General features: G+C 52.5%; 22 protein-coding genes and 1 tRNA gene. 10 read left to right on the top strand and 13 right to left on the bottom strand.

The genetic code is table 11. From position 1 onward, the window contains the following. Positions 1–6: 6 nt before the first annotated feature. Positions 7–501, bottom strand: coding sequence for a leucine-responsive transcriptional regulator Lrp (lrp, locus tag OGY08_RS24830; RefSeq protein ID WP_002439523.1), 495 nt, complete (start codon positions 499–501; stop codon positions 7–9). A 547-nt stretch (positions 502–1,048) separates the two neighbouring features. Here lrp and trxB point away from each other — a divergent pair. The 5 genes from trxB to infA all read left to right on the top strand — a co-directional run bounded on the left by trxB (position 1,049) and on the right by infA (position 6,873). Beyond that, positions 1,049–2,017 carry a thioredoxin-disulfide reductase gene (gene trxB / locus OGY08_RS24825; protein WP_003831889.1) on the top strand — a complete coding sequence of 323 codons (969 nt, stop codon included), beginning with the start codon at positions 1,049–1,051 and terminating at the stop codon, positions 2,015–2,017. A gap of 114 nt (positions 2,018–2,131) precedes the next feature. Then, positions 2,132–3,898 carry a heme ABC transporter permease/ATP-binding protein CydD gene (gene cydD, locus OGY08_RS24820; RefSeq protein ID WP_079934667.1) on the top strand — a complete coding sequence of 589 codons (1,767 nt, stop codon included), beginning with the start codon at positions 2,132–2,134 and terminating at the stop codon, positions 3,896–3,898. Beyond that, positions 3,899–5,620, top strand: coding sequence for a heme ABC transporter ATP-binding protein/permease CydC (gene cydC / locus OGY08_RS24815; RefSeq protein ID WP_125363333.1), 1,722 nt, complete (start codon positions 3,899–3,901; stop codon positions 5,618–5,620). A 44-nt stretch (positions 5,621–5,664) separates the two neighbouring features. Next, positions 5,665–6,369 (top strand): leucyl/phenylalanyl-tRNA--protein transferase, encoded by a 705-nt coding sequence (gene aat / locus OGY08_RS24810; RefSeq protein ID WP_032948928.1) that lies wholly within the window; start codon positions 5,665–5,667, stop codon positions 6,367–6,369. A 285-nt stretch (positions 6,370–6,654) separates the two neighbouring features. Next, on the top strand, positions 6,655–6,873 hold the full coding sequence (gene infA, locus OGY08_RS24800) for a translation initiation factor IF-1 (RefSeq protein ID WP_002211347.1): 219 nt from the start codon (positions 6,655–6,657) through the stop codon (positions 6,871–6,873). A 79-nt stretch (positions 6,874–6,952) separates the two neighbouring features. Here the strand turns inward: infA and OGY08_RS24795 are convergent, their stop codons facing one another. Beyond that, positions 6,953–7,864: a LysR family transcriptional regulator gene (locus OGY08_RS24795; RefSeq protein WP_003831675.1), complete on the bottom strand. Its 912-nt coding sequence runs from the start codon at positions 7,862–7,864 to the stop codon at positions 6,953–6,955. Between the two features lie 108 nt (positions 7,865–7,972). Between OGY08_RS24795 and OGY08_RS24790 the strand changes: the two genes are divergently transcribed. The 3 genes from OGY08_RS24790 (at position 7,973) to OGY08_RS24780 (ending at position 9,763) form a co-directional block, all read left to right on the top strand. After that, positions 7,973–8,833, top strand: coding sequence for a pirin family protein (locus tag OGY08_RS24790; RefSeq protein WP_003831674.1), 861 nt, complete (start codon positions 7,973–7,975; stop codon positions 8,831–8,833). A gap of 16 nt (positions 8,834–8,849) precedes the next feature. Next, positions 8,850–9,527, top strand: coding sequence for an isochorismatase family protein (locus tag OGY08_RS24785; protein WP_003831673.1), 678 nt, complete (start codon positions 8,850–8,852; stop codon positions 9,525–9,527). Positions 9,528–9,675: 148 nt separating this feature from the next. After that, a tRNA-Ser gene (locus OGY08_RS24780) sits at positions 9,676–9,763 on the top strand. A 336-nt stretch (positions 9,764–10,099) separates the two neighbouring features. Here OGY08_RS24780 and rlmC read toward each other — a convergent pair. The 10 genes from rlmC to OGY08_RS24730 all read right to left on the bottom strand — a co-directional run bounded on the left by rlmC (position 10,100) and on the right by OGY08_RS24730 (position 18,965). Then, on the bottom strand, positions 10,100–11,227 hold the full coding sequence (rlmC, locus tag OGY08_RS24775) for a 23S rRNA (uracil(747)-C(5))-methyltransferase RlmC (RefSeq protein ID WP_125363332.1): 1,128 nt from the start codon (positions 11,225–11,227) through the stop codon (positions 10,100–10,102). A 41-nt stretch (positions 11,228–11,268) separates the two neighbouring features. Then, entirely contained in the window at positions 11,269–11,757 is a 489-nt protein-coding gene (locus OGY08_RS24770) for a YbjO family protein (protein WP_003035378.1), read from the bottom strand. A gap of 59 nt (positions 11,758–11,816) precedes the next feature. Further along, positions 11,817–12,662: a putrescine ABC transporter permease PotI gene (gene potI / locus OGY08_RS24765; protein WP_008784246.1), complete on the bottom strand. Its 846-nt coding sequence runs from the start codon at positions 12,660–12,662 to the stop codon at positions 11,817–11,819. Further along, entirely contained in the window at positions 12,659–13,612 is a 954-nt protein-coding gene (gene potH / locus OGY08_RS24760) for a putrescine ABC transporter permease PotH (protein ID WP_043015734.1), read from the bottom strand. Before potH ends, potI begins: the two co-directional genes overlap by 4 nt. Positions 13,613–13,621: 9 nt before the next feature. Then, positions 13,622–14,755 (bottom strand): putrescine ABC transporter ATP-binding subunit PotG, encoded by a 1,134-nt coding sequence (gene potG, locus OGY08_RS24755; RefSeq protein ID WP_125363331.1) that lies wholly within the window; start codon positions 14,753–14,755, stop codon positions 13,622–13,624. 138 nt (positions 14,756–14,893) lie between these two features. Further along, on the bottom strand, positions 14,894–16,006 hold the full coding sequence (gene potF, locus OGY08_RS24750; protein ID WP_125363330.1) for a spermidine/putrescine ABC transporter substrate-binding protein PotF: 1,113 nt from the start codon (positions 16,004–16,006) through the stop codon (positions 14,894–14,896). A 433-nt stretch (positions 16,007–16,439) separates the two neighbouring features. Continuing rightward, a complete protein-coding gene (locus tag OGY08_RS24745; RefSeq protein ID WP_003831662.1) occupies positions 16,440–16,916 on the bottom strand; it encodes a type III secretion system chaperone family protein in 477 nt (158 codons plus the stop codon). Between the two features lie 90 nt (positions 16,917–17,006). Further along, positions 17,007–17,909, bottom strand: coding sequence for a 30S ribosomal protein S6--L-glutamate ligase (rimK, locus tag OGY08_RS24740; RefSeq protein WP_003831660.1), 903 nt, complete (start codon positions 17,907–17,909; stop codon positions 17,007–17,009). Positions 17,910–17,968: 59 nt separating this feature from the next. Beyond that, on the bottom strand, positions 17,969–18,691 hold the full coding sequence (gene nfsA, locus OGY08_RS24735) for a nitroreductase NfsA (RefSeq protein ID WP_008784243.1): 723 nt from the start codon (positions 18,689–18,691) through the stop codon (positions 17,969–17,971). Continuing rightward, the gene (locus OGY08_RS24730) at positions 18,675–18,965 is read right to left on the bottom strand and encodes a DUF1418 family protein (protein WP_008784242.1); all 291 of its coding nucleotides are present in this window, start codon (positions 18,963–18,965) and stop codon (positions 18,675–18,677) included. Before OGY08_RS24730 ends, nfsA begins: the two co-directional genes overlap by 17 nt. Before the next feature lie 172 nt (positions 18,966–19,137). Between OGY08_RS24730 and OGY08_RS24725 the strand changes: the two genes are divergently transcribed. Beyond that, positions 19,138–19,401, top strand: a complete 264-nt coding sequence (locus OGY08_RS24725; RefSeq protein WP_003035358.1) for a GrxA family glutaredoxin — start codon at positions 19,138–19,140, stop codon at positions 19,399–19,401. 34 nt (positions 19,402–19,435) lie between these two features. Here the strand turns inward: OGY08_RS24725 and OGY08_RS24720 are convergent, their stop codons facing one another. Continuing rightward, positions 19,436–19,816, bottom strand: coding sequence for an inner membrane protein YbjM (locus OGY08_RS24720; protein WP_003035356.1), 381 nt, complete (start codon positions 19,814–19,816; stop codon positions 19,436–19,438). Positions 19,817–20,085: 269 nt separating this feature from the next. On the opposite strand from OGY08_RS24720, the gene OGY08_RS24715 reads away from it, so the two are divergent. Next, entirely contained in the window at positions 20,086–21,771 is a 1,686-nt protein-coding gene (locus tag OGY08_RS24715; protein WP_003831652.1) for an aspartate:alanine antiporter, read from the top strand. The last annotated feature ends 7 nt before the right edge of the window (positions 21,772–21,778 follow it).

The raw sequence follows: 21,778 nt of genomic DNA, 5'->3' as shown, positions 1-21,778 counted from the left end.
TCCGTGTTAGCGCGTCTTAATTACCAGACGATTGCTCTGTTTGACTTCTTCCATTACTACATAAGTACGTGTGTCATTCACGCCAGGCAGACGCAGCAGGGTTTCCCCCAACAGCTTACGGTATGCCGACATATCCGGTACGCGTGTTTTCAGCAAATAGTCGAAATCACCGGAAACCAAATGACACTCTTGAATTTCTTCAAGTTTTTGTACTGCAGAGTTAAATTGTTCAAACACATCCGGGGCGCCACGATTCAGAGTAATCTCAACAAAAACCAGAAGTGATGCATCCAGATAATGCGGGTTTAACAGCGCTGTATAGCCCTGAATAAAACCCTGTCTTTCCAACCGACGCACACGCTCAAGGCAGGGCGTTGGTGAAAGTCCCACACGTTTAGAAAGCTCGACGTTAGAAATACGCCCATCCTTTTGCAGCTCATTAAGAATGTTACGATCGATACGGTCGAGATCTTTGCCAGGGCGCTTCTTACTATCTACCATTATTATTGTCTCTCTGTATTCCTTCCCTACTCCTGCCTGACTCTACCAACATCACTGTTCAGAGTCGCTACCCATCAAAATAAACCGCAACCCAGAGGGATTTTCGGTTCGCAATGTCTGGGTTTATGGTGAGAAGACCGTTGCCTGTCGGCGGCTATCGACATCACGAATGGCATCTGTCCACACCATGCGTAGATTTCGCTAACACGGTAAACATGGTATCTACATGCATGATTATGCAGCACATACATGACACAGTTTTTTTCTTCCTTGAATGTTTTCGCAAAACAGCAGGGGATTGTCAAAGCAAAACATCGATTTTTAGTACAACATGCCAGTTATTCATTCGCAGTGATGGAAAATCGTCATTTTATCACCTTATAACTGACCGATTTTAAGTAGAAATCGTTATAGTATTACGACTAATTCTGCCGCTCATCGGTTCCCGCTATTACACATATTGTTAACAAAATCGCCATACTCTTTTTTTACGCCTGTAAATTCCCTACAATCCTGCTCATTGCCTGCTAACAACTATGGGGATCTCATGGGCGCAACCAAACACAGTAAACTTCTTATTCTGGGCTCTGGCCCTGCGGGGTATACCGCTGCGGTCTACGCTGCACGCGCGAACCTGCAACCGGTACTGATTACCGGTATGGAAAAAGGTGGTCAGTTGACCACAACAACAGAAGTGGAGAACTGGCCTGGCGATCCGCACGATCTCACAGGCCCATTGCTGATGGAACGCATGCACGAACATGCGACCAAATTTGAAACTGAAATTATTTTTGATCATATCAGCAAAGTTGATCTGCAAAACCGCCCTTTCCGTCTGACCGGCGACAGCGGTGAATACACCTGTGACGCACTAATCATCGCCACCGGTGCGTCAGCACGCTACCTGGGTCTGCCTTCAGAAGAAGCCTTCAAAGGCCGTGGCGTTTCCGCCTGCGCGACCTGCGACGGTTTCTTCTACCGTAACCAAAAAGTTGCGGTGATCGGCGGCGGCAACACTGCTGTTGAAGAAGCGCTGTACCTGGCGAATATCGCATCTGAAGTGCATTTGATTCACCGTCGCGACAGCTTCCGCGCCGAGAAAATCCTGATCAAGCGTTTGATGGATAAAGTCGAAAACGGCAACATCGTGCTGCATACCCACCGCACACTGGAAGAAGTGACCGGCGATCAAATGGGCGTAACCGGACTGCGCCTGCGCGATACGCAAAACACTGACAACGTCGAGTCACTTGACGTTGCAGGCTTGTTTGTCGCTATCGGCCACAGCCCGAATACCGCCATTTTTGACGGTCAGCTTGAACTGGAAAATGGCTACATCAAAGTTCAGTCCGGGATTCATGGTAACGCCACCCAAACCAGCATTCCGGGTGTATTCGCCGCCGGTGACGTGATGGACCATATTTATCGCCAGGCGATCACTTCAGCAGGCACCGGTTGTATGGCTGCGCTTGACGCAGAGCGTTATCTCGACGGTCTGGCAGACGCTTGCAAATAAGTTTTACAAATCAGTAACAAAAGTAAAAAAGGCGACTATAAGTCGCCTTTATTTTTGCCTCGTTGTAACATTGTCCTGCCCAAAAATTCCAATAACTCACCTGCTAAGCGTGCAATGAATAAAACCCGTCAAAAAGAGCTGACCCGCTGGTTAAAACAGCAAAGTGTAATTTCCCAACGATGGCTGAACATTTCACGCCTGTTGGGGTTCGTGAGCGGCCTGTTAATTGTCGCTCAGGCCTGGCTCATGGCCCGAATTCTCGACCATATGATCATGGACAATATCCCCAGAGAGGCGCTTCTGCTCCCTTTCATTGTGCTGGTATTGATTTTCATCCTGCGAGCATGGGTCGTCTGGTTACGCGAACGCGTCGGGTTTCATGCTGGCCAACATATCCGCTTTGAGATTCGCCGCCAGGTGCTTGACCGTCTGCAACAAGCAGGTCCAGCCTGGATACAAGGTAAACCAGCCGGGAGCTGGGCTACGCTAATCCTGGAACAGATTGATGACATGCATGATTACTATGCACGTTATCTGCCGCAAATGGCGCTGGCCGTATGCGTCCCCTTATTGATCGTGGCGGCGGTATTCCCGTCAAACTGGGTAGCTGCCCTTATTCTGCTTGGAACTGCCCCGCTGATCCCGTTGTTTATGGCGATGGTTGGTATGGGTGCAGCCGATGCTAACCGCCGCAACTTTCAGGCTCTTGCCCGCCTCAGCGGCCATTTTCTCGATCGCCTGCGGGGCATGGAGACGCTAAGAATCTTTGGCCGCGGTGAAGCCGAAACAGAAAGCATCCGCGCAGCGTCACAGGATTTCCGCCAGCGCACCATGGAAGTCCTGCGCCTGGCGTTTCTGTCATCCGGTGTCCTTGAGTTCTTTACCTCCCTGTCCATCGCACTGGTCGCGGTTTACTTCGGTTTTTCCTACCTCGGTGAACTCGATTTTGGCCACTACGGGACGGGCGTCACATTGGCGGCTGGCTTCCTCGCGCTCATTCTGGCGCCGGAATTTTTCCAGCCCCTGCGCGATCTGGGTACGTTCTATCACGCCAAAGCACAAGCCGTTGGTGCTGCAGACAGTCTGAAAACCTTCATGGAAACCCCGCTTGCACATCCTGAGCGTGGCGATATTGAGCTGACAACAAAAGACGCAGTTACAATTGAAGCAGAAGATCTGGTCATCACCTCGCCGGAAGGTAAAGTGCTTGCAGGTCCGCTCAACTTTACCCTGCCAGCGGGCCAACGCGCGGTGCTGGTTGGCCGCAGCGGCTCCGGCAAAAGTTCGTTGCTCAATGTCCTGTCCGGTTTTCTCTCTTATCAGGGATCGCTGCGGATTAACGGCTTTGAGCTGCGCGACCTGTCACCTGATTGCTGGCGCAAACAGCTGTCCTGGGTTGGACAAAATCCGCAGCTCCCTGCCGCCACGTTACGCGATAACGTGCTGCTCGCTCGCCCCGATGCCAGCGAAGAACAGCTGCAAGCCGCACTCGACAGCGCCTGGGTCAGTGAGTTTTTACCACTTCTGCCACAGGGTGTGGATACACCAGTAGGCGATCAGGCTGCTCGACTTTCTGTCGGACAAGCGCAGCGCGTTGCCGTGGCTCGCGCCTTACTCAATCCATGTCAGTTGTTGCTGCTTGACGAGCCCGCCGCCAGCCTTGATGCACACAGCGAACAACGCGTGATGCAGGCATTGAAAGCAGCATCACGCCGCCAGACCACGCTGATGGTGACACACCAACTTGAAGATCTTGCCGACTGGGACGTTATCTGGGTGATGCAGGACGGACAGATCGTTGAACAAGGCACTTATGCCGAACTTAGCGCAGCCAACGGGGCGTTTGCGACATTACTGGCTCATCGTCAGGAGGACATTTAAATGCGCGCTTTGCTACCTTATCTGACGCTGTATAAACGTCACAAATGGATGTTAACCCTGGGGATCGTTCTGGCGATCGTCACACTGCTGGCAAGTATTGGTTTGCTGACGCTTTCCGGCTGGTTCCTGTCGGCTTCTGCTGTGGTGGGTGTCACCGGGATTTACAGTTTTAACTATATGCTCCCTGCTGCCGGGGTGCGCGGTGCGGCAATCACCCGAACCGCGGGCCGCTATTTCGAGCGATTGGTCAGCCACGACGCGACGTTCCGCGTGCTGCAACATTTGCGTATTTATACCTTCAGCAAACTGCTGCCGCTCTCCCCTGCTGGCCTGTCCCGTTATGGACAAGGTGAATTGCTTAACCGCGTGGTGGCGGATGTCGACACGCTCGATCATCTCTATTTGCGCGTGCTCTCCCCGCTAGTGGGCGCTTTTGTCGTCATCATGGTGGTCACGCTGGGGCTAAGCGTTCTCGATTTCACGCTGGCTATCACTCTCGGCGGTATTATGCTGCTGACCTTATTTATCCTGCCCCCACTCTTTTATCAGGCAGGTAAAAGCACCGGGCAAAGTTTGACGCATTTACGTGGGCAGTATCGTCAGCAGTTAACATCCTGGCTGCAGGGCCAGGCTGAACTGACCATCTTTGGCGCCAGTGAACGTTACCGCGCCCAAATGGAAGCCACCGAGTTGCAGTGGCATGAAGCCCAACGACGTCAGTCTGAATTAACGGCGCTATCACAGGCGGTCATGCTGTTAGTCGGCGCACTGGCAGTGGTTGTGATGTTATGGATGGCCTCCGGCGGCGTGGGTGGCAATACCCAGCCTGGCGCACTGATCGCGCTGTTTGTCTTCTGTGCGCTGGCCGCGTTTGAAGCTTTGGCACCCGTCACCGGGGCGTTTCAGCATCTCGGACAGGTTATTGCCTCTGCGCTGCGCATCACCGAACTGACCGAACAACAGCCAGAAGTCACCTTCCCGGATGCCGGTTCTCCAGTTTCTGAGCAGGTCACTCTCACGCTACACGATGTTTCATTCAGCTATCCGGGGCAAGCACAAAAAGCGCTCGACACCCTTTCGCTGCAGGCTCAGCCCGGTGAACACATTGCGATTCTCGGTCGCACCGGCTGCGGTAAGTCAACGTTACTACAATTGCTGACCCGCGCATGGGATCCGCAGCACGGCGAAATTCTGATTAATGAGCAGCCGATTTCGGCCCTCAGTGAAACCACGCTGCGCCAGAGCATCAGCGTCGTGCCACAGCGCGTGCACCTGTTCAGCGCGACGCTTCGCGATAACCTGCTGCTGGCAGCACCGCACGCCAGTGATGACACATTATCCGCAATGCTGTGCCGCGTCGGTCTGGACAAACTGCTAGAGGGTGATGGACTCAATGCCTGGTTAGGCGAAGGCGGTCGTCAGCTTTCTGGCGGCGAACTCCGTCGTCTGGCTATCGCCCGCGCCTTATTGCACGATGCCCCACTGATGCTGCTGGATGAACCGACCGAAGGGCTTGATGCCACAACAGAAAGCCAAATGCTTGAATTAATTGGCGATGTCATGCGCGATAAAACCGTACTGATGGTGACACATCGTCTGCGCGGCTTGTCACGTTTTGATCAAATAATAGTGATGGACAACGGACACATTATTGAGCAAGGTAATCACGCAGATTTGTTAGCCCGGCAGGGGCGTTATTACCAGTTTAAGCAACGTCTGTAAGCTATTATTGAACGATCAAACTCGCGTAGTGGAGTTTCGCTGTCATGCGCCTGGTGCAATTGTCCCGCCATTCTATAGCCTTCCCTTCACCGGAAGGCGCTTTACGCGAGCCTAACGGTTTGTTGGCGCTTGGCGGCGATCTCAGTCCAGCTCGACTGTTAATGGCCTACCAGCGCGGAATTTTCCCGTGGTTTTCACCTGGCGACCCCATCCTTTGGTGGTCGCCCGATCCACGCGCCATTCTTTGGCCCGAGAAATTTCATCTCAGCCGCAGCATGAAACGTTTTCATAAAAACTCACCTTATCGCGTGACGCTCAATTACGCGTTCGGTCAGGTGATTGAAGGCTGCGCGAACGACCGGGAAGAAGGCACCTGGATAACGCATGATGTAGTGGACGCCTACCATCGCCTGCACGAGCTGGGCCATGCGCACTCCATTGAAGTATGGCGACAAAATGAATTAGTGGGCGGTATGTATGGCGTGGCGCAAGGTACGCTATTTTGTGGCGAATCAATGTTCAGCCGTCAGGAAAATGCGTCCAAAACCGCACTGCTTGTTTTTTGCGCTGAATTTATCCGTCAGGGCGGAAAATTAATCGACTGCCAGGTATTAAATAGCCACACAGCTTCGCTGGGCGCCGTCGAAACCCCACGTCGGGAGTACCTTGAACACCTGAGCAGACTGCGCCAGCAGCGGCTACCGAGCCATTTCTGGGTTCCCAGGACGTTATTTTCGCCTCAGGGGTGAATGTTTTCGGCACATTTTTTGTCGGGGTGTTATAATTGTCGCGCAGAGTTGGTTTAGCCCATTACCCCGCCGCCGTTAAGGAACAGTTCGCGTCAGGCAACGCCTATCGTTTATCTCCTCGTTCCCTTACACGTTGCGCTTTAAGTGCGGCTTTGCCGTGTGTGGTTAGAGTAATGCGCCAAACCCGATTTGCTGTGTTTTAAACGCACAAATCTTTACTTATTAAAAGAACTTCGGCATTATCTTGCCGGTTCAAATTACGGTAGTGATACCCCAGAGGATTAGATGGCCAAAGAAGACAATATTGAAATGCAGGGTACCGTTCTCGATACGTTACCTAATACCATGTTCCGCGTAGAGTTAGAAAACGGTCACGTGGTTACTGCACACATCTCCGGTAAAATGCGTAAAAACTATATCCGCATCCTGACGGGCGACAAAGTGACTGTTGAGCTGACCCCGTACGACCTGAGCAAAGGCCGCATTGTCTTCCGTAGTCGCTGATTGTTTTTAACGCCCGAATGGCGTCCAGATAATAAAAGGTCGGTTTAACCGGCCTTTTTTGTGGGCCAAGGTCAGGTATTTAATCCTCAATCATCCGCGCATATTCTTCCGTTAAGAAATCCACTAATGTGCGTACTGACGGCAATAATCCCCTGCGTGATGGAAAGACTGCGTGAATTATTTCTCGCTTCGGTTCCCAGCCGTCGAGCAATGCCACCAGTTCACCCGCGGCTACTTGATCTTTTACCATCAGTTGCGGAAGTTGAACTACCCCCACACCGGCAACTGCGGCTTCACGTAACGCCAGCATATCGGTGGTGATCATACGCGGCGTGAAATGCACCTCCGCACGTGCGCCCTGTGGCCCGAATAACTCCCAACGATGCACATGTTTACCCGTCGCCAGACTCAGGCCCGGCCAACGCGTCAGCTCCGCCGGAGAATGTAGCGTTCCCATTTGCTCGATTAACTGCGGGCTGGCATACAAACGATGCCCCCTGTCCGCCAGCACACGCATCACCAGGTCGCTATCCTCAAATGGTCGGGGCCTGACGCGAATCGCCACGTCCAAACCCTCTCCAACCACGTCCACGCGGCGGTTAGTGGCCTCCAGTTGCACTGATACGTCAGGATAACGCGCCATAAAACGGGCAAGCATTGGCCCGATATGCACATGCAGCAGCGTGACCGGACACGTCAACTTCACCACGCCACGCGGTTCAACCTGTAACGCGGCAATCGCATCCTGCGCTGCCTGCGCTTCCACCAGCATCGCCTTACAGTGTTCGTAAAAGGTTTGCCCAACTTCCGTCACGTTAAACTGGCGGGTGGTTCGCTGAATCAGTCGAACTCCCAGCGTCTCTTCCAGTTGCGCTATCCGTCGGCTTAGTTTTGATTTCGGTTCATCAAGCGCCCGACCCGCCGCCGCGAATCCCCCTTCCTCTACAACATGTACAAACCATGCAAAATCATTGAGATCCGGCTTTGTCATTTTATTGTCCTATTAATGAGACAGTGAGGACTATTTTAGCTACTACTCAGCCCGCTGTCATGAATATAAGCTTATTTACATCAAGATAACGCCACAGAGGAGACACATATGAAACAAGTAACAGGCGTCTACACCGCACCTCGCCCACACTGGGTTGGCGATGGATTTCCGGTTCGCTCGATGTTTTCTTACCAGTCTCATGCTGAACAGCTAAGTCCGTTCCTGCTGCTGGATTACGCCGGTCCACATACGTTTACGCCGGGTAACGAAAAACGCGGCGTAGGTGAACACCCTCACCGTGGTTTTGAGACGGTGACCATCGTTTACAGCGGCGAAGTTGAACACCGTGATTCAACCGGTCGCGGCGGCATTATCGGCCCCGGTGACGTGCAGTGGATGACCGCAGGAGCAGGAATATTACACGAAGAGTTCCATTCACCTGAATTTACCCGTCAGGGTGGCGAACTGGAAATGGTACAGCTGTGGGTCAATCTGCCAGCAAAAGACAAAATGGCCGTTCCGGGTTACCAGGGCATCAGCAGCGATGTGATCCCCACTGTCGCCCTGCCTGATGAAGCAGGGAGCGTTCGTGTGATTGCGGGCAGCTATCAGGATACAAAAGGCCCGGCACATACCTTCTCGCCGCTGAACGTCTGGGATATGCGTTTGCAACGTAATCATCAGCTCACGTTGTCACAGCCGGAAGGATGGAGCACTGCCCTGGTTGTATTGAAAGGGAATATCACCGTAAACGGCACTACGTCTGCCAGCGAAGCGCAACTGGTGGTGCTGAGCCAGCAGGGAAAAACGCTGCATATTGAAGCCTCCAGCGACGCCAGCGTGCTGCTGCTTTCTGGAGAACCGTTGAACGAGCCGATTGTAGGTTACGGTCCGTTTGTAATGAACACGAAACAAGAAATCGCTGAAGCCGTACGCGATTTTAACTCCGGCCGCTTTGGCCAAATCTGAATCGAAGGAGAAGAATATGTCCAGTCCTGCAAACTTTAATGGTTCACGTCCGGTCATCGATGTGAATGATTCCGTCATGCTGCTTATCGATCATCAGAGCGGGCTGTTCCAGACCGTCGGCGACATGCCAATGCCAGAACTGCGTGCGCGTGCCGCCGCGCTGGCTAAAATGGCGACTCTGGCGAAGATGCCGGTGATTACCACGGCATCCGTACCGCAGGGACCTAACGGCCCGCTGATCCCTGAGATCCACGCCAATGCGCCGCATGCCCAATATGTGGCGCGTAAAGGCGAAATCAACGCCTGGGATAACGAAGACTTCGTGAAAGCGGTCAAAGCAACGGGTCGTAAAACGCTGATTATCGCCGGTACAATTACCAGCGTGTGCATGGCTTTCCCGGCTATCAGCGCGGTTGCGGAAGGCTATAAGGTTTTCGCTGTGATCGACGCTTCCGGTACTTACAGCAAAATGGCGCAGGAAATCACCCTGGCTCGTGTTGTTCAGGCTGGCGTCGTGCCGATGGATACCGCCGCAGTCGCTTCTGAAATTCAGGGCACTTGGAACCGTGAAGACGCCGCCGAATGGGCGGAAGTGTATACCAAAGTCTTCCCGGCTTATCAGTTGCTGATCGAAAGCTACAGCAAAGCTCAGGAAGTCGTGACCAGCGGCGAAAAACTGGACTCTCAGCGCTAATCCTTTCCTCCGCGCCTGCCTGGGCGGAGGAATATGTATATTGCGTAACCAAACGAGAGTTAACACGTAAATTCTGCTTGACCGTTTTAGCGCAACTCCCTATAGTAGCGCCCCGTTGCCCCCAAGCGGTCAGGCAGCAATACAATATGGTGAGGTGTCCGAGTGGCTGAAGGAGCACGCCTGGAAAGTGTGTATACGGCAACGTATCGGGGGTTCGAATCCCCCCCTCACCGCCATATTTTAAGAAGAGCTCGTACGAAAGTACGGGCTTTTTTTTCGCATGTTGCAGATCTGCGGGGGGATGAGAAGCCCCGACCGGGGTTCGACTACTGGCGCAGCCAGTTGGACAGACCGGGAGCGCAGCGAACGGGCTGCCCCGTAGGGGCGAGCAAAGCGAGTCAATCCCCCCTCACCGCCATATTTTAAGAAGAGCTCGTACGAAAGTACGGGCTTTTTTTTTCGCATGTTGCATTTGCCGGATGCGGCGCAAGCGCCTTATCCAGCCTACATTGCTACAGCCTTGCATATCTCCGTAGGCCTGATAAGCGAAGCGCCATCAGGCGGCATGGCAGTTATTGTCGGCTGAGCAGCGTTAGCACTTCATAGTGCGCGGTGTGTGGGAACATATCGAAAAGTTGGACGCGTTCAATGCGATACCCGGGCAACTCACGAATATCCTTCGCCATGGTTTGCGCATTACAGCTGGAATAAACGATATAACGCGGTGCCATGCGGGAGAGAAAATCGCACAGCGGCTTTCCAATCCCCCGACGCGGCGGATTCACCAGCACCAGGTCAGGTACTTCGCCCTGAGCGGTAGCAAACTGGGTTGAATCCAGCGCCTGAAAATGCAGATTCTGCAACCCAAGCTCCTGCGCTGACTGCTTCGCGCAGGTAATCGCTTCTGGCGCGATTTCAATCCCCGTCAGTTTCATTTGCGGTGTAGCACAGTGCAGACCAAAACCCCCGACGCCGCAAAACAGATCCCACATGTGATTAACCGAAAGCTGACGCACCCAGTCACGCGCCGTGGCATATAACTGCCCCGCTACCACCGGATTGGTCTGGAAGAAACTCTGCGGGCGGATCCACAACGGCACATCGTTAAAGCGTTCCGCCAGCGCCTGTTGTTCCGTCAGGAAGATTTCTGTCTCCCCTTCCATAATCGCCATATGCACCGGCTGAATATTGGCAGTGATCACTTTTAACTGTGGGAGTTGTGCCTGCAACCAGGGTAGCGCCGCGCGCAGCTGTGCCAGTTTTGCGTCAGAACGCAGGACAAAACGCAGCATCATACCGCCATCGAATCTGCTTTCCGTTAACAGCAGATATTTCAGCTCCCCGCGTTTGCGCGCCACGTTATAGGGCGTCAGCCCCGCCCGAGCGATAAACGGCTTAAGCGCGGCAAATACGGGTGCAAAAGACTCAGGATAGAGCGGACAGTCGCACAAATCCTCAGGCGTACCGTCACGATGCAGCATTCCCAGCAGCGGTTTTTCCACGCTGCCGCTGACTACCATTTTGGCTTTATTACGAAACGCGCTTTCCGGACCACTGACCGGCGCGCACCATTCTCCGACCGGATACTCGGCCAGCAGATTCTGCAGATCGGCTGTTTTTTCGAAGAGTTGATCGGCGACAGGCTGTGTTATCCACTGACAGGAGCGGCAGCGTTCGGCGTCATATAGTGCGCACTGCATACAAAGACCTACAAATTAACCGGGGGCCAAGATTATACACGTTATTGCAAACGGAAGAACCGCCTGCTGGACGCAGGAACAAACAGCAGCAGTAATACCAGCATATCCGGCAGTTTTTGCATCACCAGCGTATGCAGAATTTCGCGTCTGGACTCCCCCGCAATGCTGAACAGTTCTGGATATCCGTAGCCCAGCGAAGCCGCCCACAGATAGACGCTGGCGATAATCTGGGTCAACAGATAGATCCAGCGTGCCCAGTTCCGTCCTTTTACCAGCGAAAATGCGCAGTAAATTTCGATAAATAGCAGCACCAGACTGCCCAGAAACACCAGCGTCAAATTCCAGGTCTGCACACTGCGATGAATAAACTCACTGGTTCCACGAAACCCAAGCGTATTAAAAATCATCAACAGATCGAGACAGCGGATCATGATAATAGCCAGCGCCGCCACCTGCACCAAAGCAGGGACGTTTAAGCGAGCATGTGATGTGGATGATTTCTTAAAAAATCCCAACGCGTCGTCTTCCATGAAAACGGCGCAACCACCACAGCTGCGCCGTATAGACAGGTTGGCAGATTTTAGTTTTTTCAGCCGCGTCTTGCACGTTGGATATCGCGGATCCGTTGTTTTTCTGTTCGCGCCATCAGATACCACGCGATAAATCCGATAATTCCTACCACACCAAGGATCAGCGTCGCCAGGGCGTTGATCTCCGGGTTCACCCCCATACGTACGCTGGAGAACACCAGCATCGGTAACGTTGTGGCGCCAGGACCAGAGACAAAGCTGGCTATAACCAGATCATCGAGTGACAGCGTGAAGGCTAATAACCAACCGGAAATCACGGCCGGCATAATCATCGGCAGGGTGATGACGAAAAAGACCTTCAGCGGCGTGGCGCCGAGATCCATCGCCGCTTCCTCAATGGAGTGATCCAGTTCGCGCAAGCGTGAAGAAATCACCACCGCCACATATGCTGTACAGAAAGTGACGTGCGCCAGCCAGATGGTCAGCATGCCGCGATCCGCCGGCCAGCCGATGGCGTGAGCCAACGCAACAAACAGCAGCAGCAGCGACAAACCGGTAATGACATCTGGCATAACCAGCGGCGCGGTAATCATAAAGGCGAAACCATTCGAACCACGAAAACGACCAAAGCGCACCATTACCACGGCGGCGATGGTACCGAGAATTGCCGCCATCGTTGCAGCTCCCGCGGCAATCGTTAAGCTCATGCCGACGGCGCTTATCATCGCGCTATCGTGGAAAAGCTCACCATACCAACGGGTTGACCAACCCGCCCATACCGTCACCAGCTTCGAGCTGTTAAACGAATAGATAACCAGCATTAGCATCGGCGCATACAGGAAGGTAAAGCCCACTACCAGGATAAAAATACGCCACGGCGAGCGAACGACCGGTAAGTTATTCATCCGTGTTCCCCCACGCTTTTTTGCTGATATTTATGGAACCACATGATCGGCACAATCAGTAGCAGCAGCATAATAATGGCGACAGCAGAAGCCACCGGCCAGTCGCGGTTATTAAAAAACTCCTGCCAAAGCACACGTCCAATCATGATGCTATCCGGGCCACCCAACAGTTCCGGGATCACAAACTCGCCAACAGCCGGAATAAATACCAGCATTGACCCGGCGATAATGCCGCCCTTGGTCAACGGTACAATCACGCTAAAGAAGGTCTTCAGCGGCCGGGCACCTAAATCCAGCGCCGCTTCCACCAGCGAGTAATCGATACGGGTCAGCGCGGTATAAATCGGCAGCACCATAAAGGGCAAATAGGCGTAAACAATACCGATGTAGACCGCCAGATTGGTGTGCAAAATCGTCAACGGTTGGTCGATGACGCCCAGCCACATCAGGAAGTTGTTCAGCACGCCGTTGTTTTTCAGGATCCCCATCCAGGCATATACGCGAATTAAAAACGAGGTCCAGGACGGCAGGATCACCAGCAGCAACAGAATATTGCGCGTCGAGGGCTTGCTGTGCGCGACCGCCCATGCCAGCGGGTATCCCAACAGCAGGCAACAGACAGTCGAAACTCCCGCCACCTGCAACGATTGCAGGTACGCATCAAAATAGAGCGGATCGTCCGTCAGTTGCAGGAAATTGCCTAAGTTGAGCGTGATGGAGAGCTGACCATCAGCCCATGAAACGAGGTCGGTATACGGCGGAATAGCGCGCGCCATTTCAGCCAAACTGATTTTGAAGACGATCAGAAACGGCAGCAGGAACAGGAGCAATAGCCACACATACGGCAGCGCGATCACCAGCTTGCGCCCGTGCTTCATTTGCAGCCGCGACATAAACAGCGTGAATCGCCCCGCTTTATCTACGCGTGCCGGAGGTTCAAGTGTACTCATCTTCGCTCCTTAAACCGTCAACACCACACAACTGTCCGCATCCCAACATAAACGGACCTCGTCACCCCAGGTTGGTAACCCTTTACGATAACGATGTTCATTTTGTAGCTGGGCGCTCAACATCTGGCCGCTTTTCAAACGTACGTGGTACACCGACAAATCCCCCAGATAGGCAATGTGCACCACTTCGCCTACCGCGAAGTTATAACCCTCTGGCAGAGGGGCTTCGCAGAGCATGATTTTTTCCGGACGCAGCGCAACATACACCGGGACGTTATCGACAACAGAAGCATCGGCGTCCACTTTCAGCGGATGCACCAGACCAGGAGACTCAATCACCAGACCGTCTTCCTGGCGTTCTTTTAGCAGTCCCTCAAAAACGTTTACCGAACCGATAAACTCTGCGCTGTAACGCGTAGTCGGATGCTCATAGATCTCTTCAGGCTCGCCAATCTGGACAAATTTGCCACGGTTCATGATCGCAATACGGCCCGCCATCGTCATGGCTTCTTCCTGATCGTGTGTCACCATCACGCAGGTCACGCCGACGCGTTCAAGGATATCCACTACTTCCAGTTGCATGCGGTCTCGGAGTTTTTTATCCAGCGCCCCCATTGGCTCATCCAGCAGCAGCAGTTTCGGACGTTTTGCCAGGCTGCGCGCCAATGCCACGCGCTGACGCTGGCCGCCAGAAAGCTGATGTGGCTTGCGTTTGGCGAACTCCTGCATATGCACGAGTCCCAGCATCTCATTCACCCGACTGGCGATTTCAGCCTTCGGCAGTTTGTCCTGCTTGAGGCCAAAGGCAATGTTCTGCTCGACAGTCATGTGCGGAAACAAAGCGTAGGACTGAAACATCATATTAATCGGACGCAGATAAGGCGGGACATGCGCTAAATCGACGCCATCAAGCATGATTTGCCCAGTAGTCGGCAGTTCAAATCCCGCCAGCATCCGTAGCAGAGTCGATTTGCCACAGCCGGACGCGCCGAGCAGAGCAAATATTTCACCTTTGTAGATAGTAAGATTGACGTCATCAACGGCGTGCTGACCGTCAAATGACTTGGTCAGATTGCGAATTTCAAGCAGCGGGGTCAGCGCTTTGCGGATTTTCGCTTGTGGGCGTGGGGTTGCATCATTCACTCAGGTGCTCTCCGGCATAAAACAAAGAAACGGTGCAAATAACGCACCATAACGGTGCGTATTGCCGGGTTATATGTGTCCGGGCTCAACGCTGCCCGGCAGGCAAAAATCCTGCCGGGTCATGTCCCAAACATCGGTTTATTTTCCGCTTTTTACCTTCGTCCATGCGCGGGTACGTACACGATCGATCTTCGGATCCTGTACTTTCAGTGTGAACAGCTTGGCGCGAACATCCGCAGGCGGGTAAATGCCCGGGTTGTCACGAACTTCCTGGCTGACCAGTGCTGTCGCTTCTTTGTTGGCATTGGCATAGAACACGTGGTCAGAAATATGCGCAATCACATCAGGGCGCAGCAGGTAATTGAGGAACTGATAGGCTTCATCTTTGTTTTTCGCATCGGCAGGCATCGCGAATACGTCAAAGAACGCCATTGCACCTTCTTTAGGAATTGAGAAGGAGATATTGACGCCATTTTTCGCTTCTTTCGCACGGTTTGCCGCTTGCCATACGTCCCCTGCCCAGCCAATCGCGACGCAGGTATCACCGTTTGCCAGGTCGTTAATATATTGCGAGGAGTGGAAGTAGCGAATATTTGGGCGCAGCTTCAACAGCAGGTCAGTTGCCGGTCCGGTGTAATCATCCGCTTTGGTACTGTTTGGGTCTTTACCCAAATAGTTCAGCACCGTGGCAAACACCTCTTCGGGCGCATCGAGGAAAGAGACGCCGCAGCTTTTGAGTTTTTCCAGATTTTCTGGCTTGAGGATCAAATCCCAGCTATCAACCGGCGCATCCGGCCCAAGCACCGCTTTGACTTTATCCACGTTATAGCCAATACCGGTCGTAGCCCACATATACGGCATCGCGAACTTGTTGTCCGGATCGTGTTTACCCACCAACTTCAGCAGTTCAGGATCGAGGTTTTTCCAGCCCGGCAATTTGCTCTTATCCAGCGGCTGGAATACGCCCGCAGTCAGTTGACGCTCAAGGAAGCTGGCAGAAGGAACGACAAGGTCAAAGCCGGTACTGCCAGCCATGAGCTTACCTTCCAGTACTTCATTGGAATCAAATACGTCATAGATAACTTTAATTCCGGTCTCTTTTTCAAAATTAGCCACCGTATCCGGGGCAATATAATCAGACCAGTTATAAATATGCAGCGTTTTTTGTTCAGCAGCGAGCGTGCCGGCAGAGACGGCCATCAGAGCACCCGCAACCAGGCCTGATAACCATTTTTTATTTAAGGCGGTCATAATCTCTTTCCTTCTGAAAGTTCGTTAACAAACGAACAAAAATGTCACACTCTAATGATATGCAAGAAACGTGCATATTCTTTCATGCGGCACCGATGAAAAGAGAGACCTCTCCTCATGCCGCTGTTGCTCGCTGGCATCCGCCTATGCATTCAACACACATTGTGGCCACAGGTCAGGTCACAAGGGGCTGTTTAAATGATGACGTTGGTAAGCTTCGCAAGAATAACTTTAGCCAGGAATTGTGGATATAGCCCAGATTAAAAAACGTCTTTTATCAATTTTTTATGCAGGAATTGTCTATGACATAAAGCGGAAGGCGCTGAATCGAGGTGAATAATTCTTTAATGAAAGGTTAAATGCAGAATAAAAACAGGCAATACGCAACCGCTCTGGCAGCGGCTGCGCGATATATGTCCAGATTCAGGAAGAATTAATGGAGGAAATGAATTTCAGCGGTGCTGTTTTGCGCATCTTCTTCAGCATTAAATAACAGCTGATGCGCTCCGGCTTCGAGGATCACCATCGATATTTGCTCTTCGCTCTGGCGAACAAAACATTCAAACTGCTCAAACGTTACGCCCGGCGTAACGGATAAAGACTGGCAAACCACCAGCTTTGGCAGATTATCATCCTGCATATCCAGAAACGCTTTCACCGTCAGTGAACTGGCATTGATCGCAGACAGATCGGCGGCCAGTGGCAGCAATGCAGAAGGTCTGACTTCCGCCATCGCAGAAAACAGAATGACGTTATCGACCAAATCAACTTTTGCATCAAAGATGCCGTCAAAATTCTGCATGTGTGGCAAGTGCAGCGCCTGACAGGTATCGCATTCAAAAAAACTCATGCCCAGGTCGTCGAGCCATTGACGCAACGTATCCAGAGTGGGAACGACCAGTGATGTCATAATAATGTGCGACCTCTATTGATGAAAAAAATACCGGCACAGCTTACGCAAAAAGAGCGTGTCATACCACGATCGCAATCGATATTGCGCTTAGCCGCCGATTTTAAGACAAAATTCAGGAGTAGCATGGCGCTCGATCCACTGGATCATTTTCGCGGCAATGTCTATTCCAGTGGTTTTCTCCACGCCTTCCAGCCCCGGAGACGCGTTAACCTCCATGACCAGTGGCCCTCGATCAGCGCGCAGAATATCAACGCCTGCAACGTCCAGGCCCATCGTCCGGGCGGCTTTGAGCGCAATTTCTCTTTCGCGCGGCGTGATACTCGCAATAGTCGCCACACCACCGCGATGGAGATTAGAACGAAAATCGCCCTCTTTAGCCCGTCGTTCAATGGCGGCCACTACTTCATCGCCCACCACGAAACAGCGGATATCGCGACCCTTCGCTTCTTTGATATATTCCTGAACCAGGATATGGGCATTCACCCCACGAAACGCATCTACCACGCTTTCTGCAGCCTGCCGCGTTTCCGCCAGCACCACGCCAATCCCCTGGGTGCCTTCAACCAGTTTCACCACCAACGGCGCACCGCCAACCATGTCAATCATGTCGCTGGTATCGTCCGGAGAGTGAGCAATTCCTGTGATGGGTAAATCAATTCCCTGACGCGCCAGCAGCTGTAGCGAACGCAGCTTATCGCGCGCTCGCGTAATCGCTACCGATTCATTCAACGGATAGCTACCCAGCATCTCAAACTGGCGCAGCGCCGCGGTCCCATAAAAGGTAATCGCGGAACCAATCCGCGGGATCACCGCGTCGAAATGGGGAAGCTGACGGCCCTTGTAATGAATAGAGGATGCCGCCGGGCTGATGTTCATATAGCAAGAAAGGGGATCGATAACTTCAACCAGGTGACCGCGCTGCATCGCCGCTTCACGCAGGCGTTTACAAGAATAGAGCGTTCCGTCCCGGGACAAAATGGCAATTTTCACCCTGCACCTCTCTGAATGACCTGGTAAAAGCTGGCGTATCATACACTGGGTTAAAATCTTTAGCGCGTGGCCCATCCCTGTTTATGCAAATATTCCAGGATAAAGGGGCGACTTTCTTTAATGATGGTACGGCGAATATGATCGCTCCAGGTGTCGCGGCGGGTATTGCTGCCTCGGGTCAGATAGTACTGCGCGAGCTGCTCATCATATTGCGCCAACACATCACTGTTGAGTGGCTGGTATTGGTTTTCATGCACCACAAGCGACGCGGGCAGGCGCGGCTTGATATCCGGGTTATCCGCAGGCCAGCCGAGGCACAATCCAAAGAGCGGCAGAACATGTTGCGGAAGCTTCAGCAGTTCGGTGACCGGCTCAATATTGTTACGCAAACCGCCAATAAACACGCCGCCAAGTCCCAGCGACTCTGCCGCCGTCAACGCATTTTGCGCCATCATTGCAGTATCAACCACGCCAAGCAGCAGCTGTTCCGCCAGCCCAAGTTGCGCGTCAGGGCAAATCTGCAAATGACGGTTAAAATCAGCGCAAAACACCCAGAACTCAGCGGCCTGAGCCACATGCTTTTGGCCGCCAGATAAGGTAGCCAGTGATTCACGCAGGGATTTATCCGTTATGCGAACGATCGTCGTGCACTGTAGAAAACTGGAGCTTGACGTTCCCTGAGCGGCGGCAATAATCGCCTCACGCTGTGCATCCGAAATGGCATCATCAGTAAAATGGCGAATAGAACGGTGGCTGCGGAGTAAATCAATGGTTGGAGTCATCTCTTTTGTCTCTGTCTGAATCAGTTGAATCACCGGGTGCGCGAGACATCAGTTGCGGTGCCAGCAGTTGAGCAACACGCCACATCAACGCCACCGCAGCAGGGAGCATCAGCAGTACGCCCAGAAATATCATCACCACGCAGGCTAACGGGCTGTTAAGCGGTGCGGGCAAGGTGAGGTAATCGTTAAGCGATAGCAGCGCCAGCGATAACAAAACCATCCCAATTATTTCCAGCATCAATACGCTTTTGGGTAATACACCAATTGTGCGCATACGCGGCCTCCCGGCGAAATGGCTTCCATTATAAAACGTTCCGGCTTGCCGTGTTTAACAGATATAGCTTGAGGATATCAAAGCAACAGGCTGAACCTGCTTTCCATCCGTCACAAATCGCGGCATCATAACCAGTATTGCCATCCGGCCTGATAAGTTCGAGGAGAAAGAGATGTTTGCCGTTATTTTTGGTCGCCCAGGGTGCCCGTATTGCGTGCGCGCAAAAGAATTAGCAGAAAAATTAAGCAGTGAGCATGACGATTTTAACTTCCGCTACATTGATATCCATGCTGAAGGAATTACCAAAGCAGATCTGGAAAAGACGGTAGGTAAGCCAGTTGAAACCGTTCCGCAGATTTTTGTCGATCAAAAACACATCGGCGGCTGCACGGATTTTGAAGCTTGGGCAAAAGAGAACATGAATCTGTTCGCCTGATAGCGGTTTCTACGCCCTCACCTTGAGGGCGTCATCAGTTCTTTTTCCGCCGTTGATGCTGATTGAATAAGCTACTGATAAATAAAAAACATAATGCGCCAAGTGCGCACCAAAACACCGCACTAAACAACCACGCCAGCTCTTGCCACAATGAACGCGTCGGCATAAAAACGAACCGCATCAGTAACAGGCAGCACGGCGCCGCCAACATTGCACCAAGCAGGGGTTTGAGCACTTCCCGACGATGGGAAAAAAAGCTTGCCGCAGCACCAGGTAAGATAAAAAACAACAATCCGACCTCAGGATGCCCTGCCGCTCTGAATGCCCCTTTCACGTTCAGCGTTAATGAAAGACACACCACAATAAAGAGCACAAAGCAGCAGACCGCACTCGCCCAACTTTGCTTATGTTTCAATCGTTCCTCCTGACACATTCTCTATCGAACACTCTTTTCGCCCGTAGGCGTCCAGTCAGATAAAGTAACTCGGCATTCCATGCCAAAAACACACCCACACGATTCTTATAGCCGTTGATACGTAATGAGATTAAACTAACCGCATATATTGTTATGCTGCATTATTCGGGGCTGTGTACGATGCTATCGCCCCTTAATTTCTGGCAAAAACATTAGCGTAAATTGCCATTTCTTTCAATAGCTTACTAGTAAACAAGAAGTTAGTCTCCGTGAATATAAACGTCGCAGATTTGTTAAATGGGAATTACATCCTGTTATTATTTGTGGTCCTGGCTTTGGGCCTGTGTCTGGGAAAATTACGTCTGGGTTCAGTCCAACTCGGTAATTCCATTGGCGTTTTAGTGGTCTCCCTATTATTAGGTCAGCAGCACTTTAGTATTAACACCGATGCATTAAATCTCGGCTTTATGCTGTTTATTTTTTGCGTCGGCGTCGAAGCCGGTCCCAACTTTTTTTCGATTTTTTTTCGCGATGGGAAAAATTATCTAATGCTTGCCCTGGTGATGGTCGGTAGCGCAATGCTGATCGCGCTGGGGCTGGGTAAGCTATTTGGCTGGGATATCGGCCTGACGGCGGGTATGCTGGCTGGCTCGATGACCTCAACGCCGGTGCTGGTCGGCGCGGGTGATACCTTGCGCCATTCAGGAATGACAGGGACACAACTTTCAAGCGCTCTCGATAACCTGAGCCTAGGTTACGCCCTCACCTATTTGATTGGTCTGGTCAGCCTGATTGTTGGTGCGCGCTATTTGCCGAAACTCCAGCATCAGGACCTGCAAACCAGCGCCCAACAAATCGCGCGTGAACGAGGTCTGGACACCGACGCCAATCGTAAAGTGTACCTCCCGGTGATCCGCGCCTATCGCGTTGGCCCTGAGCTGGTGGCATGGGCCGATGGTAAAAATCTGCGCGAACTGGGTATTTATCGCCAGACTGGTTGTTACATTGAACGCATCCGCCGCAACGGCATTCTGGCCAATCCGGATGGTGATGCGGTGTTGCAAATGGGCGATGAGATAGCCCTGGTGGGTTATCCAGACGCCCATGCTCGCCTCGATCCCAGCTTCCGTAACGGTAAAGAGGTGTTCGATCGCGATCTGCTCGATATGCGCATCGTCACTGAAGAAATTGTGGTGAAAAACCACAATGCCGTTGGTCGTCGCCTGGCCCAGTTGAAACTGACCGACCACGGTTGTTTCCTGAACCGCGTGATCCGCAGCCAGATTGAAATGCCTATTGATGACAACGTCGTACTCAATAAAGGTGATGTGTTGCAGGTCAGCGGTGATGCTCGTCGCGTGAAAACCATTGCCGATCGTATCGGCTTCATTTCAATTCACAGTCAGGTGACCGATCTGCTGGCCTTCTGCGCCTTCTTTATCATCGGTCTGATGATCGGGATGATCACCTTCCAGTTCAGTAATTTCAGCTTCGGCATCGGGAATGCGGCTGGACTGCTGTTCGCTGGGATCATGCTGGGCTTCCTGCGAGCCAACCACCCCACATTTGGCTATATCCCACAGGGTGCGCTGAATATGGTGAAAGAGTTTGGCCTGATGGTATTCATGGCAGGCGTCGGTTTAAGCGCAGGCAGCGGCATTGGTAATGGCCTGGGTGCCGTCGGCGGTCAAATGTTGATTGCCGGTCTGGTAGTCAGCCTGGTTCCGGTTGTCATCTGTTTCTTGTTTGGTGCTTACGTATTGCGCATGAACCGTGCCCTGCTGTTTGGTGCCATGATGGGCGCACGTACCTGTGCTCCGGCAATGGAAATCATCAGCGACACCGCACGCAGCAACATCCCTGCGTTAGGCTATGCCGGGACCTACGCGATTGCTAACGTTCTGCTGACATTAGCGGGGACACTCATCGTCATTGTCTGGCCAGGCCTTGGTTAGCGCTGAA

It is taken from the genome of Citrobacter sp. Cpo069 (assembly GCF_030332785.1).
GTDB classification, from domain to species: domain Bacteria; phylum Pseudomonadota; class Gammaproteobacteria; order Enterobacterales; family Enterobacteriaceae; genus Citrobacter; species Citrobacter portucalensis.
Note: the sequence above shows the minus strand (reverse complement) of the source record. Positions and strands in the feature narration are given on the sequence as shown.